This window comes from Embleya scabrispora, from assembly GCF_002024165.1.
GTDB lineage: Bacteria > Actinomycetota > Actinomycetes > Streptomycetales > Streptomycetaceae > Embleya > Embleya scabrispora_A.
The window spans coordinates 915,849-933,206 of the sequence record NZ_MWQN01000002.1 but is presented as its reverse complement, the minus strand read 5'-3'; the positions used below and the strand labels follow the sequence as shown (position 1 = coordinate 933,206).

The window sequence follows — 17,358 nt, the reverse complement described above, 5'->3', positions numbered from 1 at the left end:
GCCCGATCAGTCCCCCTCCTCCCGCAACCGCCGGGCGCGCAGCACCAGTTCCAGTTCGAAGCGGCGGTCCGGCTCGTTCATCTCGTCGCCGAGCAGATCCCGGATCTGGCGCAGCCGGTAGCGGACCGTCTGGGCATGCACGCCCAATCGGGCCGCGATCTCCGGTGCGCCGCCCCGGGTTTCCAGCCACGCCAGCAGGGTCTCCTCCAGCCGGCGGGCATGCGCCGGGGAGCAGGTGTCCAGGGGGGCCAGGCAGCGGCGGGCCAGGTCCTCGATCAATTCCTCGGGCGGCAGCAGCACCAGCGCCTCGGTGTGCTCCGTACATCGGATCAGCCGCCCCTCGGGCAGGTGTCCGCGCTCCACCAGGCGCAGCGCCGTACAGGCCCAGTGCAGCGACTTCGCGGCGTCGGCGATCGGCACCGACGGGCCGATCGCGCCCGACCAGCCCGCCATCGCGCGCCGCACCAGTTCGGGGCGCCCGGCGGTGTCCGGGTCGGGCAGGATCATCCGGGGGCGCTCGCACTCCATGTCCAGGAGCACGTCCCGCCCCACCGCCGGTGCCACCGCGTCGGGCGCGGGCCGCAACAACACGCCCACGGCGACCTGTTCGGGCACCGGCCAGCCGATGCGGGCGGCGTGTTCGGCCAGCGCGCTCGCGGGTTCGGTGCCGTATTCGGTGAGCAGCAGTTTGATCAACCGCTTCTGCGCCCACAGCCGTTCGCCGACCTGGCGGGCCGCGGCCTCGGCGTAGCCGTGTACGGACTGCGCGACCAGGCCGTCGAGGAACTCGAATCCCGCCTCGGCGAGTTCGTACATCGCGGGCGGTGGGATCTCCACCCGCTGGCCGATCTCGGCCAGCCGCCGCCAGGCCAGTCGCACGCCGAGCCGGTACATCGCCTGCAACGAGTCGAGGCTGCGCCCCTGAAGCACCTCGGCGCGGCCGAACAGCTCGAAGATCTCCAAACGTTCGTGCCGCCGATTCCCGGTCGCGGCGAGGTGCTCGACGAAGTCGACGAGGGCGCGCCGGATGGCGACCAGCGCCATCGGCTCCCCCGATTCGTCCGGCACCAGCGGCACCCCGGGGTATTCGATCCGGATGTCGCGCAGGATTCCCTGCGCGAGTTCGGGCACCTCGGCCATGGCCAGATCGGCGAATCGCCGCAATTGCGGCCGGGGTACGTCCCGCCAGGCAGTGCGCACGATCACCTCGCCCCTCCCTCGCGCCGGCCGGCCGGCGCCGTCTTCGGGGACCGCCGGCCGCGGCCGAGCCGGACCCGTCTCCCGGCATGCGGGCTCGGCATCAGGGCTGCGCGGTCGGCGTCGGCGTCGGGTCGGTACGGAACGAGACGAGCGGCGCATTGGGTTGCTCGGGAGTGGCGTTCAACGCGGCGACGATCCCGAGCCCGGCACCCACGGCGAGTGCGGCGGCGAGGATCACGGTCGACCCGGCGGCGAGCAGTCTGTGCATGCTTCGACGAGCCTCTCGATCGGAGGGCACCCCGCCCATTCCCATGCACCGGCTCGGTATCAGCACAGTGTGCGAGGTGTATTGACACTCCGTCAAGGGTGCGCCTACGGTTCCCGGCCTGGGACGGACCCGAGCCCGACCTGCGTCGGAACCCATGCCGGAGCCGCGCCCGACCCGAGACAGACGTGCACGTGCCCGAGGCCGAACGCCGTCAGGAGTGCCGGATGCGCCGCCCCACTTCGCCCCGCCCCACCCCGTCCCGCCCCTCGATCCCGTCCCTGCTCCTGCTCGGCGCGGGAGTGTTCCTGCTCGTGCTGGCCGCGATGCTGGCCTGGTACGTCGAACCGCGGGCCGAGCGCACCCCCGTCGACATCGACGACACCGTGGTCTTCGCCGGGAGCGGAAGCTACTTCGACACCACCACGCTGAAGCCGGTGGACGGAAAGACGATCACCGTGACCCGCCGCGTGCTCGGCGACGTGGCGGAGGCGAAACGCAGCGGCCGCGCGGTGTGGGACGTGTCGACGACCATCGACACCCCCGAGACGCTGGCCTGGGGGGACCCGCGCCGGTCCTACCAGTGGACGGTGGCCCGCTGGGTGAGCGACCGCCGCACCAACGCGCCCGTGCACTGCTGCGGCGAGACGCCGCGGATCGAGGGCGAGGCGTTCCTGAAGTTCCCGTTCGACCTGGAGAAGCGCCAATACCGCTGGTGGGACGAGACGTTGGGGGCGGCGATCCCGCTGGACTACGGCGGCACCACCAAGGTCCTGGGGCATCGCGGCTATCGCTTCACCGGCACGGTGCCGGACACCCGGATCGGCGTACGCCAGGTCCCGGGCGCACTGGTCGGCCTGGACGCGCAGCCGCAGGTGCTCGCCGAGGAGTGGTACGCCAACGCGGGCGTCGAATTGGTCGTGGATCAGCGCACGGGCCGGGTGATCGACGCGAAGATCGCCCCGCGCAAGACCCTGCGCGCGCCCGGCGCGACGACCGCCTCGGTGGTCCTGCTGAACAGCGAGCGGATCGCCTTCACCCCGCAAACCCGGCGTCACCAGGTCGACTCGGCGAAGCGGGACGACCGCAAGCTGATCGCCATCGGGCGGATCGTACCGCTCTCGGCGGCCGGCCTCGGGGCCGTGCCGGCGGCACTCGGGGTGGTATTCCTGGTCCGAGGCCCGCGCCGTGCCTCCGGCGGCGCCCCGGGCGACGACCCGGGCGACGACCGCGACCCCGGGGGCGACACCCGCCCGCTGCCCGAACGGCACGCGGAACCGACACCACATTGACGGTTCGCCGGCCTCATCCGGGACCAAAGTTGTCACCTCGGTGAGTAGCCGACCGGTCACGCGGTGGCGAAAACTACGAACTCACCCCGCACATCCCGCCCGTCCCGCAGTACCGGCACCGCCGTCCCCGTCGCGGCAACCGTTCAGCCCATCCCTGCCCCGGATCCGGCCCGACCCGCGCACCGAACGCTCGCTCGCTCCAGGACCGAGAACGAGACCGAGACCGAGTTGGAGCTCACATGCCCCGGCACGTGCCCGTGTTGCGTGCGCCGACGCCCGTATCGCCACGCCGACCCGTCCCGCCCATCCGCTCGTGCGACCGTTCCCCGCACCCTCGTCGCATCGTCTTCCTGGCCCGCCGCGACCTGGCCAATCCCGCCGCCGGCGGCTCCGAACTGCTGGTCGACCGGCTGGCCGACGGGCTCACCGCGTACGGCCACCGGGTGACCCTGCTGTGCGGCGGGCCCGCCGCCGAGCGGGACTACCGGGTGGTGTCGGCGGGCGGCGACACCGACCACTACCTGCGCGCCCGGCGGACCCTCGATCGCCGGATCGGCGGCTGCGACCTGCTGGTCGAGGTGTGCAACGGCATGCCGTACCTGACCCCGCTGTGGCATCGCGGCCCCACCGTGTGCCTGGTCAACCACGTGCACACCGACCAGTGGGGCATGCGCTTCCCGGGCCCCGCCGCCCGGATCGGCCGGCGCCTGGAGCGCTGGGGACTGGCCGACACCCACCGGGGCAACCTGATCGTCGCGGTGTCCGGCTCGACCGCCGCGGCGCTGCGGGAGATCGGCGTACCGCCGGAGCACATCCGGGTGGTGCACAACGGCGTCGAGGAGCCCGCCCCGCCGGCGCCCACCTCGCCGGAGCCGCTGTTCGTGGCCGTGGGCCGGCTGGTCGACTACAAACGCGTCGACCTGCTGCTGCGTCTGTGGGAGCAGGTCCGGCCGGTGACCGGCGGCCGACTGGTGATCGTCGGCGACGGTCCCGAACGGGATCGGCTGCGCGCCGTCGCCGGGCCGGGGGTGCGCTTCACCGGCCGGGTGTCCGAGGCGGAGAAGCACCGACTGCTGTGCGCGGCCTGGCTGTTGCTGCACCCGTCGCAGGTCGAGGGCTGGGGTCTGGTGGTCACCGAGGCCGCGGCGCGCGGTACGCCGGCCGTCGGCTTCGACATCCCCGGGCTCCGCGACTCCATCGAGGACGGCGTCACCGGCGTACTGGCGCGCGGCGAGAGCTCGTTCGCCGCCGCGTGGTGCGCGCTGTCGCTGGCCCCGAGGCGCCGCGAGGCGATGGCCCGCGCCGCGAGACTGCGCGCCGCCCGCTACCGATGGAGCACCACCGTCCGGCAGTTCCGGGCGGTGACCGCCGAGGCGGCCGCGCCGGGGACCGGACGGAGCAGCCGGTGGTGATCGTGTGAAGGACCCGTCGCTGCGCCGGTCCCTCGCGCTGTTCCGCGCCTTCCGGCACGAACAGAGCGACCCGGACGGCTGCTACGGGCTGCTCGCCCGGGACGCCGCCGACCAGGTCGAGCGGCACGTGCGGCTGCGCGGGCGGGTGGTGGTCGATGTCGGCGGCGGCAGCGGGCACTTCACCCGCGAGTTTCGTCGGCGCGGCGCGTGCGCGTACCTCTTCGAGCCCGATCCCCGGGAGTTGGCCGCACGCGGCACTCCGCCCGAGGGCGCGGTGCTGGCCGACGGCTATCTGCTGCCGCTCGCGGACGCGGTGGCCGACGTGTGCTTCTCGTCCAACGTGCTCGAACACGTCGCGGATCCGCGCACGTTCCTGAGCGAGTTGGTGCGGGTCACCCGCCCGGGCGGGTTGATCTACGTGTCCTTCACGAACTGGTACTCCCCGTGGGGCGGCCACGAGTGGGCGCCCTGGCACTACGCGGGCGCCGAGCGCGCCCGCTCCCGCTACGCGCGCCGCACCGGCCGCGCCGCCAAGCACGTCCTGGGCGAGAACCTGTTCGCGGTACATGTCGGTCCCACCCTGCGGTACGTGCGGGCCCGGCCCGATGTGGTGGTGGTCAGCGCCCGCTCCCGCTACTGGCCCTTCCTCGCCGGCACGGTCACCCGGATCCCCGGCCTGCGCGAGGTGATCACGTGGAACCTGCTCCTCATTCTTCGGCGGTGCCCGTGACGGCGCGGCCATCGCCCGACGCATGCGTGGGTCCCGCCGCCGGCTTCCCCGCCGCCGGGTATCGCGCGCGCCCCGCAGGAGGCACCCGTGGCTGAGACGACCCTGTCCCTTCCTCCGGCCCGGCCCGGTCGACCGCCCGCCGCGACGCCGGCGGCCGAACCACCGGCCGAGCGGGTGCGGCATCGGTTGTGGGTTCCGGCGTTCTGGATGGTCGTCCTGGTCGCGTTCGTGGCCGAGTCCCCCGGCAAGACCACGTTCGAGACCAAACTCGGCGTGGCCGGCGACCCGTGGGACTTCATCGGCGACCTGGGCAGCCTGTGGCACGACCGGGCCGGCTTCGGCGGCCTCGCCGACCAGTACATCGGCTACGCCTTCCCGATCCTGCCCTACTACGCGCTCGCCGACCTGGTCCGGCTGCCGGTGTGGCTCGCCGAGCGGTTGTGGCTGTCGCTGATCGTCACCGCCGCCTTCTGGGGTGCGCTGCGGCTGGCCGAGGCGCTGCGGATCGGCACCGCGCGCAGCCGACTGCTCGGCGCGGCGACCTACGCGTTGTGGCCGACGTTCACCATCGTGATCGGCTCCACCTCGGCCGGCGTACTGCCCGGCGCGGTCCTGCCCTGGGTCCTGCTGCCGCTGCTGTCCGACCGGTCGAGCCCTCGGCGTACGGCGGCCCGATCCGCGGTGTTGATCCCGTTCATGGGCGGGGTCAACGCGGCCTCCACCCTGGCCGCACTGCTCCCGGTGGGGCTGTACCTGCTCAGCCGGCCGGCCGGGCCGCGCAAGTGGCGGCTGATCGCCTGGTGGACTCTCGGGGTGCTGCTCGCCACCGCCTGGTGGGTGGTCCCGCTGATCCTGCTGGGGGTCTACGGCGAGAACTTCCTGCCGTACGTGGAACAGGCCGACACCACCACGACGACCATGTCGGCGACCGAACTGCTGCGCGGCGCGGGCAACTGGGTCGCCTATCTCGACTTCGGAGAGCCCTGGTTGCCCGCCGGCCGGACGGTGGTCGCGGCCGTGGTCACCATCGTGTGCTCCGCGTTCGCCGCCGCCCTCGGCCTGGCCGGGCTGGCCCGCCGCGACCTGCCCGAGCGGCGCTGGTTGACGCTGACCGTGCTGGTCGTGGCGGCGATCGCGCTTGCCGGGTATGCCGGTTCGTTCGGTGCGCCGTTCCACGGCACGATCCGCGACCTGCTCGACGGCCCGATCCGGCCGTTCCGCAACATCTACAAGTTCCAACCCGGACTGGCCCTGGCCCTGGTGCTCGGCCTGGCCCACCTGGTCGGCACGACGAGCACCGCCTCCCGGGGCACCGCCCCACCGGCCCGACACGGGCTGCGCTCCGGTCGTCCCTACGCGCCGCTGATCGCCGCGCTGCTCGTGCTGCCCGGCCTGGCCTGGCCGTACCTCAACGGCACGATCCTTCAGCCGGGCGCCTTCGAGGAGTTGCCACGCCACTGGCACCGGACCGCCGACTGGCTGAAGCACAACTCCGCCGACAGTCGAGCCCTGGTGGTGCCCGCCACCGCGCACGGGCTGTACACGTGGGGGTCGCCCATCGACGACCCGCTCGATCCGCTCGCCGACTCCCCGTGGGCGCAGCGGGACTTCGTCCCGTTCGGCACGCCGGGACTGCGCCGGGCGACGGACGCGATCGAGCAGGCGCTGCTCACCGGCGGCGAAGTGCCGGGTCTGCGCGACTTCCTGATTCGTGCCGGGCTCTACAACGTGGTGGTGCGCAACGACCTCGATCCGGACCAGATCGGCTACGTCCCGCCGAGCGTGGTCGAACGCACCCTGGTCGCCTCCGGATACCACCGGGTCGCCGCGTTCGGTCCGGAGATCACCGGCGGGCGCATCCCCGAGAACACCCCGATCCAGGTCCAGGGCCTGTTCAGCCGCCGGCAGGCGGTGGAGATCTACGCGCCGCCCCCCGACACCCCGCGACCCGGCCGGGTCGGCACCCGCGCCGTCGCGGACACCGCGATCCTCAGCGGCGGTTCCGAGGCGCTGCTGCAACTGTCCGCCGACCCCGGCATGCGCGACCGACCCGCCGTGCTCGCCGGCGACGACCACCCCGGTATCGACCGGCCGGGGGTGCGGGTGGTCGCGGACGGACTGCGGCGCGCGGACACCCGGTTCGGTCTGGTGAACAACAACACGTCGTACACCTATACCGCGACCGAGCGGAATCCGTCCGACAGCGCGCAGGCCGCCGGCGACAAGCCGAAGCAGATCCTGCCGACGACCGGCATCGCGCACCAGACCACGGCGGTGTTCGCCGGCGCGAAGGCGGTGACCGCGTCCAGCAGCGGCAACTGGCTCTTCCACCTGCCCCGGTTCGACCCGGTGAACGCCTTCGACGGCGATCCGAACACCGCCTGGACCGAGGGCAGCGCGGACGGGCCGGTCGGCCAGTGGTTGCGGCTGGCCTTCACCGGGCCGATCGAACTGCCCGACACGCTGCGCCTGACGCCACTGGCGGGCGACGCCACGCGCGCCGCGCCGACCCGGGTCCGGGTGGAGACCGAGCGGGGTTCGCGGGAGAGTTCGCTGCAACCGGACGGCACCGTACAGAACGTACGGGCACCGGCGGGCCGGGCGACCTGGTTGAGGATCACCATCCTGGGGGCACAGTCGCCGCGTTCGGGCCTGTCCGGCGCCGGGTTCGCCGAGGTGTCCGTCCCCGGGGTACAGGTCTCGCGGGTACTGCGTCTGCCCACCGACGCGGCCGGCGCCGACGCCTCGACCCGGGTCTACTCGCTGCACCGCGACGAGGATCCCGGCGGGTTGTCCCCGGTGAACGCCGAGAACGGGCTGCACCGCCGGTTCGACACCGCCGCCGACGGCTCGTTCACCGTCGACGTGCGCGCCGCCGGGGTCACCGGCGCCGAGTTGGACCGGCTCGTGCAGAACGCGGTACCGGGCCGGCCGCCGGGCATCACCGTGACCGCCGAGTCGACCGGATACACCGGCAGTCGACTCGACGCGCGCAATCTCGTGGACGGGGACCTGACCACCGCGTGGATCGCGGGCGATCGGCCCGTGCTGCACCTGAACTGGGGGCAGCCCAGATCCGTGGACCAGGTCGTGCTCGGCGCGGCCGGCGGGTTGTCGGCGCGACCCGAACGCATCCGGATCTCCACGCCGTTCGGCTCGGCCACCGCCTCGGTGGACGAGAACGGCACGGCCCGGTTCCCCTCGATCTTCACCGACCGGTTGACCATCACCATCGACAAGGTCGCGCCGCTGACCCTGCACAACCCGCTCGCCGACCAGCGGCTGCAACTGCCCGTGGGACTGAGCGAGATCCACATCCCGGCCGTGGCCGATCTGCGGCAGCGGCCGGCCGACCCGGGGCAGACCTTCCAACTGCCCTGCGGCGAGGGCCCGACGCTGACGGTGGACAACGTGCCGCACCCGACGAGCGTGTCGGGCACGGTGCGCGACCTGACGGAACGTCGGAGTGTGCGCGTGCGGTTGTGTGACGGCGACGCTCCGGGGGCCACGCTGTCCCTGTCCCGGGGCACGCATACGGTCGAGGCGGACAACCGGGGTCCCGTCGAGATCACCGACGTGACGCTGACGGGCGGGCAACTGCCGCCCACCGATCGGCGGTCGGCGCGCGTCGCCACCGCCGTCGACTGGAGCGGCGACCACCGGACGATACGCGTGGGGGCGGGCGAGGCCACCTATCTCCAGATGTACGAGAACCGCAACTCCGGCTGGAAGGCCACACTCGGCGGCAAGAAGCTGCGCCCGGTCCGCATCGACGGCTGGCAGCAGGGCTGGCTGGTGCCGGCGGGCGCGGCAGGCACCGTGCGGGTCGACTACGAGCCGGGCGGCATCTACCGGGGCGGACTGATCGGTGGCGCGGTGGCCCTGGCCGCCCTGCTCGCCCTGGCGTTCGTTCGGCGACGCGGCGAACTCCCGGCCGGAGAGGGCGAGTCGAGGATCGAGCCGCCGGCGCCCGGCCCGATCCTGGGCGTGGTCGCGCTGACGGCGGTGATCGCGCTGGTCGCGGGGCCGTTGGCGCTGATGGTGCCCGCGCTGGCGGTGGTGGCGTATCGATGGCAACACCTGCTGATTCCGGTCGCGTTGGTGGCGATGTCCGGAGCGGGCATCGCGGCGGCGACCGGAGCGGGGGAGCCCGTCGGCGCGGGCGAAGGCGCGTTCGGCCCGGCTGCGCAGATCCTGGCGCTGATCGCACTGATCGCGGCGCTGGTGACGATGGGCGGAGCGGGTCGGGACGGCGGGAGGGGCGGGGGCGCTCGGGAGGCCGGCGGGCCAGGAGGCGAGGCCGCTCGCGACTCCGGGAGCGGGCACGGGAGTTCCGCGCTCTTCGCGCCGCCGGAGCAGGAGCCGGCCGAGCCCCCGTCGGGCCGTGCCGGGGCCGGCTCCGCGACCAAGGCCGGGGCGCCGCCGCCGGGGCGCAATACCGGCGGTGACCGGACCCGGACCCGGTGGGAGCCCGCCGTCGATTCCTCGCGCCGGGGCACCGGCCCGACGCCCACCGGCGGGGACACCGGTGAAGACACCAGCGGACCTCCTCCCGATCGGGAGGCCGATACGGCGGAACTGCCCACCGTGGCAGCGGACTCGCGGCGGGCCGAACCCGGGGAGGGCGATGACACGAAACCCCGGCACCAGAAGACCGACCCCGGGGCGACCCACCCCGACCAGTCCCCCGCCGAGGAGACCGACCAACCATGAGCGCGGTGCGCCCGGCTCGGCCCGAGCACCCGGCCGGACCGGCCCCGGCCCGGATCCCGTTCCCGGTCGTCGACGAGGTGTCCCGGCAGTGTGTACGGCCGGGCGAAGCGATCTCGGTGCACATGGAGATCCGGCTGCCCGGGCAGCCGGATCCGGCCCGGCTGCGTGCCGCGTTCCGCGCCGCGCTGCGCACGCACGCCCGCGCACTCGTCCGTGAGGCACCCGCGCCCTGGTACGCGCGCCGCTACGCGTGGGAACTCGCCGACGCCCCGGACGTGGAGCCGATCCGCTTCCCGCCGCCCGGGCCCGACGCGCCGGCCCGGGCCCGGGCGGTGGCGCTGGCCGAGGCGCCGCCGCTGGCCCTGGCACCGCCCATCCGGATCGAGGTGATCCGCTCCTCGCCGACGGCCGCCGGGTGCGTCCTGCTGTGCACGATCCACCACACCGCCCTGGACGGCCCCGCCTTCCTGCGCGTGCTGGCAACGGCGGCGGAACTCTACACCGGCGCCGGCGACGACCCGCCCGCCGCGCCGCCCACCACGGATCGGGCCGCCGCCGGCGCGCCGACCGGCGGACCCGGCCTCGACCCCGGAAGCCCGCTGTCCCGCTCCGCCCGGGTCGCACCCGCTCCCTCGGCCGACCCGAACCGGCGCCTCGGCAACGGCGTCCTGCTCGGCGAACTCCCGCTGCACGCGCGCCCGTCCGGCGCCGACCACACCGTCAACGACCGCCTCCTGGTCGCCACGTGCCTGACCATCGCGCATTGGAACCGGCTGCACGACGCACAGCCCCGGCCGATCCGGATCACCATGCCCGTGGACGACCGCCCGCGCGGCCCCGACATGCCGATCGGCAACGGCACCCGCCTGGTCGACGTCTGCTTCGGCCCGCGCGAGTACGCCCCGGAACACGACGGCAAGCACACGTGGTACCCGAGTCCCGACCGCATCGCCGACCTGCTGCGCCGCACCGCCCGCCGCACCCGCGAACTCCGCGCCGCACGCCGACCCCCGCTCGGTCGCGGCGCCGCCCTGCTGACCGCGCCGGTACTTCCCGTCGGCGTCCGGGCCGCGTGCACGCGGGGCCTGGGCCGTGCGGTCGGGCCGTGGACCTCGACCACCCTGCTGAGCAACCTCGGCCGCATCCCCTACCCGCTGGACTTCGGCGACGCGGGCCGGGCGAGCGCGGTGTGGGTGTCCGCACCCACCCGGATGCCCAGGGGCCTGACCCTGACCACGACCGGCACCGCCGACCGCCTGCACGTCGGCCTGCGCTGGTCCCGAGCGCTGCTCGACGACGCGGCCGCCCGGCAGTTGTACGGCCTCCTGGAGGCATACCTGGCCGCCGTCGCCGCCGCACCGAACCCGCCGTCGCCCGGCGGTGGTTCGAAATGACCGCCACCCGCCCCGCCGGCCTGCGCGCGTTCTACGAGAACCCCGCCGTCCCGGTCGCCTCGGGCCCGGAACGCGGCCGCCGGCAGGCCGCCATGCTGGCCCGCGCGCTCGGCCCCGAACCGGCGCTGATCGTGGACATCGGCTGCGGCGACGGCTCGGCGGCGGCGATCGCCGGGCCTTTGTTGGCCCGCCATACGCTGGTCGGCCTCGACTGGTCCCAGGACGCGCTGCGCCGGGCCGCGACGCGCATGGGCCACGTGGTGCGCGGCGAACTCACCGACGGCGGGCTGCCGTTGCTGGACGGCGCGGTGGACGCGGTGGTGTTCGCCGAGGTGTTGGAGCACCTGGTCGACCCCGACGTCGCACTCGACGAGTTGCGCCGGGTGCTGAAACCGCGCGGCCACCTGATGGTGTCCACCCCGAATCTGGCCGCCTGGTACAACCGGGCGCTGCTGCTCGCGGGTGTCCAGCCGGTCTTCTCCGAGGTCAGTTTGCGCGGCATCCACGGCCGCCCGGGCACCGAGGTGGTGGGCCACCTGCGGCTGTACACCGCCCGGGCGCTCCGGGAGTTCCTGGTCGCGGCCGGCTTCGAGGTGGTCCGGGTCGGCGGCGCGCCCTTCCACGGGGTGCCCCGCCCGCTGCGCCCGCTGGACCGGATCGCCTGCGCCGCCCCCTCGCTCGCCTCGATCCTGCTCGTGCACGCGCGGCGGCGGTAGCCGTGTGGTGGGGCGTGGCCGCGGCGCTGCTCGCCAACGTGCTCTACAGCGGCGGATTCGTGCTGGAGAAGCGGGCGTTGACCGGGCTGCCCGCGCTCACCGTCGGCCGTCCGCTGCACACGATCGGGCTGCTCCTGCGCAGTCCGTCGTGGCTGGTCGGCGCGCTCGCCCTCGGCGCCGGATTCGCCGCCCAACTCGCCGTCTACCGGGCCCTGCCGCTCGCCGCCGCGCAGGGCATCCTGGTCGCCGGCCTGGTGCTGCTGCTCGGATTGTCCTCGGTGGTGCTGGGTGAACGGCCCTCCGCCCGGGAGCGCGCGGGGGTGCTCGCCGTCCTCGTCGCACTGGCGATGGTGGTCGGCTCGCTCCGCTCCTCGGACACCGTCGGCGACCACGCCCCGGTCGGCCGGCTCCTGGCCGTGTGCCTGCCGGCCCTGGTCGGGTCGGCGTGGCTGTACGCGGCGGCGGGGCGCCGAGGCCGGGATCCGGGTCGCCCGCCCGCCACCGGCGTCGAGTACGGCGTGGCGTTGGGCCTGCTGTACGGGGTGAGTTCGCTGGCGATCAAGGGCGTCTCGGGCCGGGTGGGTGCACACGACCCCGGCGGTCCGGTGTCGGAACTGCTCCGCTCGCCCTACCCGTACCTGCTCGTCGGCACCGGCGTGGCCGGCCTCGTGTCGTCCCAGACCGCGTTGCAACGGTGTCGGGCGTCGTTGATCGTGCCGGTGTGCACCACGGTGTCCGCGCTGTTCACCGCCGTGCTCGGAAGTGTCGCCTTCGCCGAGGCGCCGCCGCACGATCCGCTACGACTGGCCCTGCGCGTGGCCGGCGCGGTGCTCGTCGGCGCCGTCCTGCTCGTGCTGCCCCGGCACGACCGAGTGCCCGTCCCGGAAGAGGAGTCGCCCGATGGAACCCGACAGTCCGCTGCTGCGGATCCTGGCCTGCCCGTTGGACAAGGGGCCGTTGACCCTGCTGATCCTCGAGGACGCGCTGTACAACCCGAGGTTGCGCCGGCGCTATCCGATCCTGGAGGGCATCCCGCAGTTGCTGCCGTCCTCCGGCGTCCCGGTCTCCGACGACGAGCACGCGCGGATCACTCGCCGGAGCGCGCCGTGACGCTCGCCGCCCGGCTCGGTCCCCGGGTGCCGCCGAAGCTGGTCACCACCGCCGTCGACGTGCTGTATCCGCGCTTCGAACCGGAGTTGCGCCGGCTCGCCGACTTCGTCCCGGCCGGCGGCACGGCCGTGGACGTGGGCGGCTGGTACGGCCCGTGGTCGCGGCGGCTGGCGCGGCGCGCGGACCGGGTGGTGACCGTCGAACCGGTGCCGCACCTGGCCCGGCTGCTCGCCGAGGGCGCCCCCGCCAACGTGCGGGTGGTGGCCGCCGCCGCGGGCGATCGGGCCGCGGAGACCGTGGCGTTGTGGCTGCCGCCGGGCGATCGGGGCGATCGGGGCGTGTCCTCGCTGGTCCGCCGGGAGATCCACGACCGGGCGCTGGAGGTGCCTTGCGTGCGGCTCGACGATCTGGGGCTGACCGAGGTGGTCTTCGTCAAGATCGACGTGGACGGCAGCGAATCGGCGGTACTGCGCGGGGCGGAGAAGGTACTGCGCCGCGATCACCCGGCGCTGTTCATCGAGGTGGAGACGCGCATCGGGTCGCCGGCGCCCGTGCTCGACCTGCTCGCCGAACTCGGCTACGCGGGTTGGGTATTGCCGGGGCGGCAGTGGCTGCCGCTGGCCGGGTTCGACCTGTCCGGGCATCAGTCCCGGACCGCGCATGTGGCCGAACGCGGTTTGTTGCGCAGGTCGTTGGCCCCGTTCAGTCGCCGCTACGTCAACTCGGTGCTGTTCCTGCCGAAGCCACGAAGGCCCGGAGACGACTGACGCCCGCCTCCGTCACAGCAGGCCGTGGTCGTGGGCGTAGATGGCCGCGTGGGTGCGGTCGCGCAGGCCGAGGCGGGACAGGATCCGGGAGATGTGGTTCTTGACCGTGCCCTCGCTGAGGTAGAGCCGAGAGGCGATCTCGCGGTTGGTCGATCCGGTGGCGATCAGCCGCAACACCTCGGTCTCGCGCTCGGTGAGCACGCCGGGGGCGGGGCCGGGGGCCGGTCGCGTGTCGGGCGGTGAGACCACGGCATCGGCCGTCTTCGGCTCCGGTTGTGGTTGTGGTTGCGGTTGCTGCGATTGCGGTCGGGACGTCGGTCGCGGTTCCGACAGCGGTCGCGGTTCCGCGCGGGTCAGGTTGGCCGCCAGCCGGCGGGTGATCGAGGCGTCGAGCTGGGCGACCCCCGCCCGGGCCAGCCGTACCGCGGCGGCCAGTTGCGCCGAGGGCAGGTTCTTCAACAGGTAGCCCACCGCGCCGGCGCGCAGCGCGTCCGTCACGTACTCGTCGTCGTCGAACGTGGTCAGCATGATCACCCGACACAGCGGCGCGCGTTCGCGGATCCGCGCGACCGCGGCGACGCCGTCGAGGACGGGCATCCGGACGTCCATCAGGATCACGTCCGGGTGTTCGGCCACCGCGACCGCCACCGCCTGTCGGCCGTCGGAGACCGCGCCGATCACGATGATCCCGGGCTGGATGCCGAGCAGCGACGCGATCCCCTCCCGGACCAGTTCCTGATCCTCGACCACCAACACCCGTACGGGGTCCGCCCCGGGCCCGCTCATCGGGGTACCGCCTCGGCGCCGACCGGTTCGCGCGGCACCGTCACGGTGATCCTGGTCCCGCGTCCCGGTCCCGCCTCGACCTCGACCCGCCCGCCGAGCCGGTCCACCCGCTCGCGCATGCCGCGCAGCCCGAACCCGCCGTCCTCCTCCCGTCCGACCGCGAACCCGCGTCCGTCGTCGGCGACCACCAGGCGCGCCTCCTCCTCGCCGTACCGCGCGCAGACGCTGACCAGGTGGGCCTCGGCATGCCGGTGCGCATTGGTCAGCCCCTCCTGGGCGGCGCGATACAGCGCGGTGAGCGATTCGATGTGGTAACCACGTTCCTCCCCGGACACATCGAGGGTGACCCGGGCGGACCCGCCGTCGACGTGCCGGACCAGGTCGGCGAGCGCCGAGGACAGCGAGAAGGGTGCGTCCTCGTCGCGCAACGCCCGCACCGACATCCGGACTTCATCCAGTGCCCGGCCTGCCGACCAGCGCGCGTCGGCGATCGCCCGCTCGGCGATCCGGACGTCCAGGTCACGAAACGCCGACGCCTTCTCCAACTGGATGGCGATCGCGGTGAGATGGTGGCCCAGCCCGTCGTGGAACTCGCGGGCCAGCCGGTTGCGCTCGCGGGCGGTGGACAGCCGCTCGACCCGGGCCGCGTAGTCGGCCAACCGGGCGTGTGAATCCCGGAGTTCGTCGAGCGTTTCGGCCAACCGCGCCCGCCCGGCCTGCTCCCCCACCGCGATCGCGGCCATCGCCACCGCGAGCGCCAGACCCAGGCCGGACATCAGCAGGTCCGTGACCACGTCGGTACGCAGGTACCAGCGGGGCACCCACAACACGTTCCCGAGCAGGATCGCCCCCGTGCAGGCCACGGTCAGCGCCACGCCGACCCGGCGGCCGAACGCGAGGAACGCGGTGATCGGGACGAGCACGAACAGCGCCCGGGACACCCCGGAGCGATCCAGGCCGACGGCCGCGGCGAACAACACCAGACGGGCCGCCAGGAGCAGCGCGGCCGGGCGCGGCGGGGTGCGCGGCGGATACCGGCGCTGTTCGATCCGATCCAGGGCGATCAATACCAGCAGGCACGCGGCGAACCCGGTCAGGCGCAGCGGCCGGACCGGCCCGTCGGTGACCAGGCCGCCGTACAAGCCGCCGAGCAGCACGGCCGCGTGCACCGCGGGCGGCAACCACGGCATGGGACGGGCAGCCCCGGCGGTCCGGACCGATGTCGACGACATGGGCATCCGGTACCTCCTGTCCGAGAGCGGTGCGGCGAACGATACCCGCAGGTGGGCGGGCGCAGGGGGCGTGGCGGGTCCGGAGGCCGACCTTGGCCGAAGGTCATGTGCCGTTCGGCCGTGCGCGGCGTAGGCGGGCCACCCGGTAACCGGCCACTCGGCATCTGTGCCGAGGCGCTCCGCCGTTCCTAGTCTCGGCGATGCCGGATCCCTGCGATCCCGGCGGTGCCGGATCCGGCGTCCCCTCCACCCCACGAAAGGCAGTCCCTTGCTGCTGCACACCATCCGTCCACTGGCCGTCGGCGCCGCGCTGCTGTTGGCCGCCACGCTCGGCTCGACCGCGGCGAGCGCGGCACCCGGGTCGGACCGGCCCGCCCGGTCGTCCTGTACGGCACGCGTGCCCGGCGCGGAACACGTCATCGGCGCCTGTCTGGCCGACCTGACCACGACCGGCACCAAGCTGACCGGACACACCGAACCGATCGACTGGCTCGGCCTAGAGGCGCCCGGCACGGTCGCCCCATCCGCCGTCAAGGGGGTGCAACTCGACGGCTACTTTCCCGACACCTCCACCTCCAACACCAACCACAACTGGAACCACGACAGCCAGTTCGTCATCCGGCTGCCGGAGAAGTGGAACGGCGGACTGGTCGTGGCCGGCCCGCCCGGCCTGCGCAGGCAGTACGCCAACGACCCGATGATCTCCGACCGGGCGCTCGCGCGGGGCTTCGCCTACGCGGCCACCGACAAGGGCAACACCGGTTCGAAGATCTACCAGGACGGCGTCCGCCCCGGCGACGCCATCGCGGAATGGCACGAGCGGGTGGCCGAGTTGACGGTGGCCGCCGAGAAGGTCGCCGCGCGGCACTACGGAAGGCGGCCCACCACCACGTACATGGCCGGCGCCTCGGCGGGCGGCTATCTGGTCCGCTGGCAACTGGAAAACAATCCGGGCCTGTTCACCGGCGGCGTGGAGTTGCACGGCCTGTTGCTCACGCCCGACTCGCCCAACGTCCTGGACACCGCGCCGGCGGCGCTGCGCGCCTACCCCCGCTACCGCGACCACGTGCCGGGCGCCTACGAGGAAATGCTGGCCGCGGGCTATCCGAAGGGTTCCGAGTCGACCTGGGAGTTCCACTACCAGAACCTGTGGGACTCGCTCCAGCGCACGATGCGCGAGGAGATCGACCCCGGCTACGACGGCCCCAAGGAGGCCGGCACGCCGTTCTGCCCGGCGAACACCATCAAGGGTTGCGACACCGACTACGTCTATGCCGACCGCCCCGCCTCCGTGCACAGGACGGTGGCCCGACTGTCCCTGACCGGGAACGTCAAGCGCCCGCTGATCACCCTTCAGGGCACGTTGGACGCGCTGTTGCCGATCACCCGCAGCGGGGACGTCTACACGAGGATGATCGACGATTCCGGGCGTGGCCGGATGCATCGCTACTACCGGGTCACCGACGGCACCCACGCCGACGGTCTGTACCGGGGGCACGAGGACCTGGTCCGCCCGATGGCACCGTGCTTCGCGACCGCCTTCGACGCCTTGTCCGCCTGGACCACGCGGGGCACGCCCCCGCCGCCGAGTCGGACCGTGCCGAAGCCGGCTGCGGGTACGGACGTCGTCAACACCTGCTCGCTGTAGCGGGCGGGTCGACGCCCTCCGCGGCACCGGCCACCCGTGCGGTGTCGTGCGACGCGGCACGGGTGGCGTCCGGGTGTCCGCCGCCGCTCGGAC

At 73.7% G+C, this 17,358-nt stretch carries 13 protein-coding genes; 9 read left to right on the top strand and 4 right to left on the bottom strand.

Annotation, left to right across the window (positions count from 1 at the left end):
• Positions 1-6: 6 nt before the first annotated feature.
• Together B4N89_RS34490 and B4N89_RS50870 are read right to left on the bottom strand one after the other, a co-directional pair.
• Entirely contained in the window at positions 7-1,206 is a 1,200-nt protein-coding gene (locus B4N89_RS34490) for a helix-turn-helix domain-containing protein (protein WP_078980394.1), read from the bottom strand.
• Positions 1,207-1,300: 94 nt separating this feature from the next.
• Positions 1,301-1,468: a hypothetical protein gene (locus tag B4N89_RS50870; protein WP_201261060.1), complete on the bottom strand. Its 168-nt coding sequence runs from the start codon at positions 1,466-1,468 to the stop codon at positions 1,301-1,303.
• 224 nt (positions 1,469-1,692) lie between these two features.
• On the opposite strand from B4N89_RS50870, the gene B4N89_RS34485 reads away from it, so the two are divergent.
• The 8 genes from B4N89_RS34485 (at position 1,693) to B4N89_RS48155 (ending at position 13,599) form a co-directional block, all read left to right on the top strand.
• Entirely contained in the window at positions 1,693-2,757 is a 1,065-nt protein-coding gene (locus B4N89_RS34485) for a DUF3068 domain-containing protein (RefSeq protein WP_078980732.1), read from the top strand.
• A 239-nt stretch (positions 2,758-2,996) separates the two neighbouring features.
• A complete protein-coding gene (locus B4N89_RS34480; protein ID WP_078980393.1) occupies positions 2,997-4,169 on the top strand; it encodes a glycosyltransferase family 4 protein in 1,173 nt (390 codons plus the stop codon).
• A gap of 4 nt (positions 4,170-4,173) precedes the next feature.
• Positions 4,174-4,899, top strand: coding sequence for a class I SAM-dependent methyltransferase (locus tag B4N89_RS34475; protein WP_078980392.1), 726 nt, complete (start codon positions 4,174-4,176; stop codon positions 4,897-4,899).
• Positions 4,900-4,986: 87 nt separating this feature from the next.
• Positions 4,987-9,612 carry an alpha-(1->3)-arabinofuranosyltransferase domain-containing protein gene (locus tag B4N89_RS34470; RefSeq protein ID WP_414646442.1) on the top strand — a complete coding sequence of 1,542 codons (4,626 nt, stop codon included), beginning with the start codon at positions 4,987-4,989 and terminating at the stop codon, positions 9,610-9,612.
• Positions 9,609-11,006 (top strand): condensation protein, encoded by a 1,398-nt coding sequence (locus B4N89_RS34465; protein ID WP_078980390.1) that lies wholly within the window; start codon positions 9,609-9,611, stop codon positions 11,004-11,006. Before B4N89_RS34470 ends, B4N89_RS34465 begins: the two co-directional genes overlap by 4 nt.
• A complete protein-coding gene (locus tag B4N89_RS34460; RefSeq protein WP_078980389.1) occupies positions 11,003-11,722 on the top strand; it encodes a class I SAM-dependent methyltransferase in 720 nt (239 codons plus the stop codon). Before B4N89_RS34465 ends, B4N89_RS34460 begins: the two co-directional genes overlap by 4 nt.
• A gap of 900 nt (positions 11,723-12,622) precedes the next feature.
• Positions 12,623-12,832 (top strand): Trm112 family protein, encoded by a 210-nt coding sequence (locus tag B4N89_RS48160; protein WP_101897453.1) that lies wholly within the window; start codon positions 12,623-12,625, stop codon positions 12,830-12,832.
• Positions 12,829-13,599: an FkbM family methyltransferase gene (locus B4N89_RS48155; protein WP_101897452.1), complete on the top strand. Its 771-nt coding sequence runs from the start codon at positions 12,829-12,831 to the stop codon at positions 13,597-13,599. The genes B4N89_RS48160 and B4N89_RS48155 overlap by 4 nt, the downstream gene beginning before the upstream one ends.
• A gap of 12 nt (positions 13,600-13,611) precedes the next feature.
• On the opposite strand, the gene B4N89_RS34450 is transcribed toward B4N89_RS48155, so the two are convergent.
• Both B4N89_RS34450 and B4N89_RS52755 read right to left on the bottom strand, forming a co-directional pair.
• The gene (locus B4N89_RS34450) at positions 13,612-14,385 is read right to left on the bottom strand and encodes a response regulator (RefSeq protein WP_078980388.1); all 774 of its coding nucleotides are present in this window, start codon (positions 14,383-14,385) and stop codon (positions 13,612-13,614) included.
• Positions 14,382-15,623 carry a sensor histidine kinase gene (locus B4N89_RS52755; RefSeq protein ID WP_201261059.1) on the bottom strand — a complete coding sequence of 414 codons (1,242 nt, stop codon included), beginning with the start codon at positions 15,621-15,623 and terminating at the stop codon, positions 14,382-14,384. Before B4N89_RS52755 ends, B4N89_RS34450 begins: the two co-directional genes overlap by 4 nt.
• A 262-nt stretch (positions 15,624-15,885) precedes the next feature.
• Here B4N89_RS52755 and B4N89_RS34440 point away from each other — a divergent pair, with 262 nt between their 5' ends.
• Positions 15,886-17,265, top strand: a complete 1,380-nt coding sequence (locus tag B4N89_RS34440) for a tannase/feruloyl esterase family alpha/beta hydrolase (protein ID WP_235619080.1) — start codon at positions 15,886-15,888, stop codon at positions 17,263-17,265.
• Positions 17,266-17,358: the final 93 nt, after the last annotated feature.

Bases quoted from the DNA above. Each gene is read 5' to 3' on its own strand.
- B4N89_RS52755 (WP_201261059.1), bottom strand. From the start codon at position 15,623: ATGCCCATGTCGTCGACATCGGTCCGGACCGCCGGGGCTGCCCGTCCC.
- B4N89_RS34450 (WP_078980388.1), bottom strand. From the start codon at position 14,385: ATGAGCGGGCCCGGGGCGGACCCCGTACGGGTGTTGGTGGTCGAGGAT.
- B4N89_RS48160 (WP_101897453.1), top strand. From the start codon at position 12,623: ATGGAACCCGACAGTCCGCTGCTGCGGATCCTGGCCTGCCCGTTGGAC.
- B4N89_RS34480 (WP_078980393.1), top strand. From the start codon at position 2,997: ATGCCCCGGCACGTGCCCGTGTTGCGTGCGCCGACGCCCGTATCGCCA.
- B4N89_RS34460 (WP_078980389.1), top strand. From the start codon at position 11,003: ATGACCGCCACCCGCCCCGCCGGCCTGCGCGCGTTCTACGAGAACCCC.
- B4N89_RS34485 (WP_078980732.1), top strand. From the start codon at position 1,693: ATGCGCCGCCCCACTTCGCCCCGCCCCACCCCGTCCCGCCCCTCGATC.
- B4N89_RS34465 (WP_078980390.1), top strand. From the start codon at position 9,609: ATGAGCGCGGTGCGCCCGGCTCGGCCCGAGCACCCGGCCGGACCGGCC.
- B4N89_RS50870 (WP_201261060.1), bottom strand. From the start codon at position 1,468: ATGCACAGACTGCTCGCCGCCGGGTCGACCGTGATCCTCGCCGCCGCA.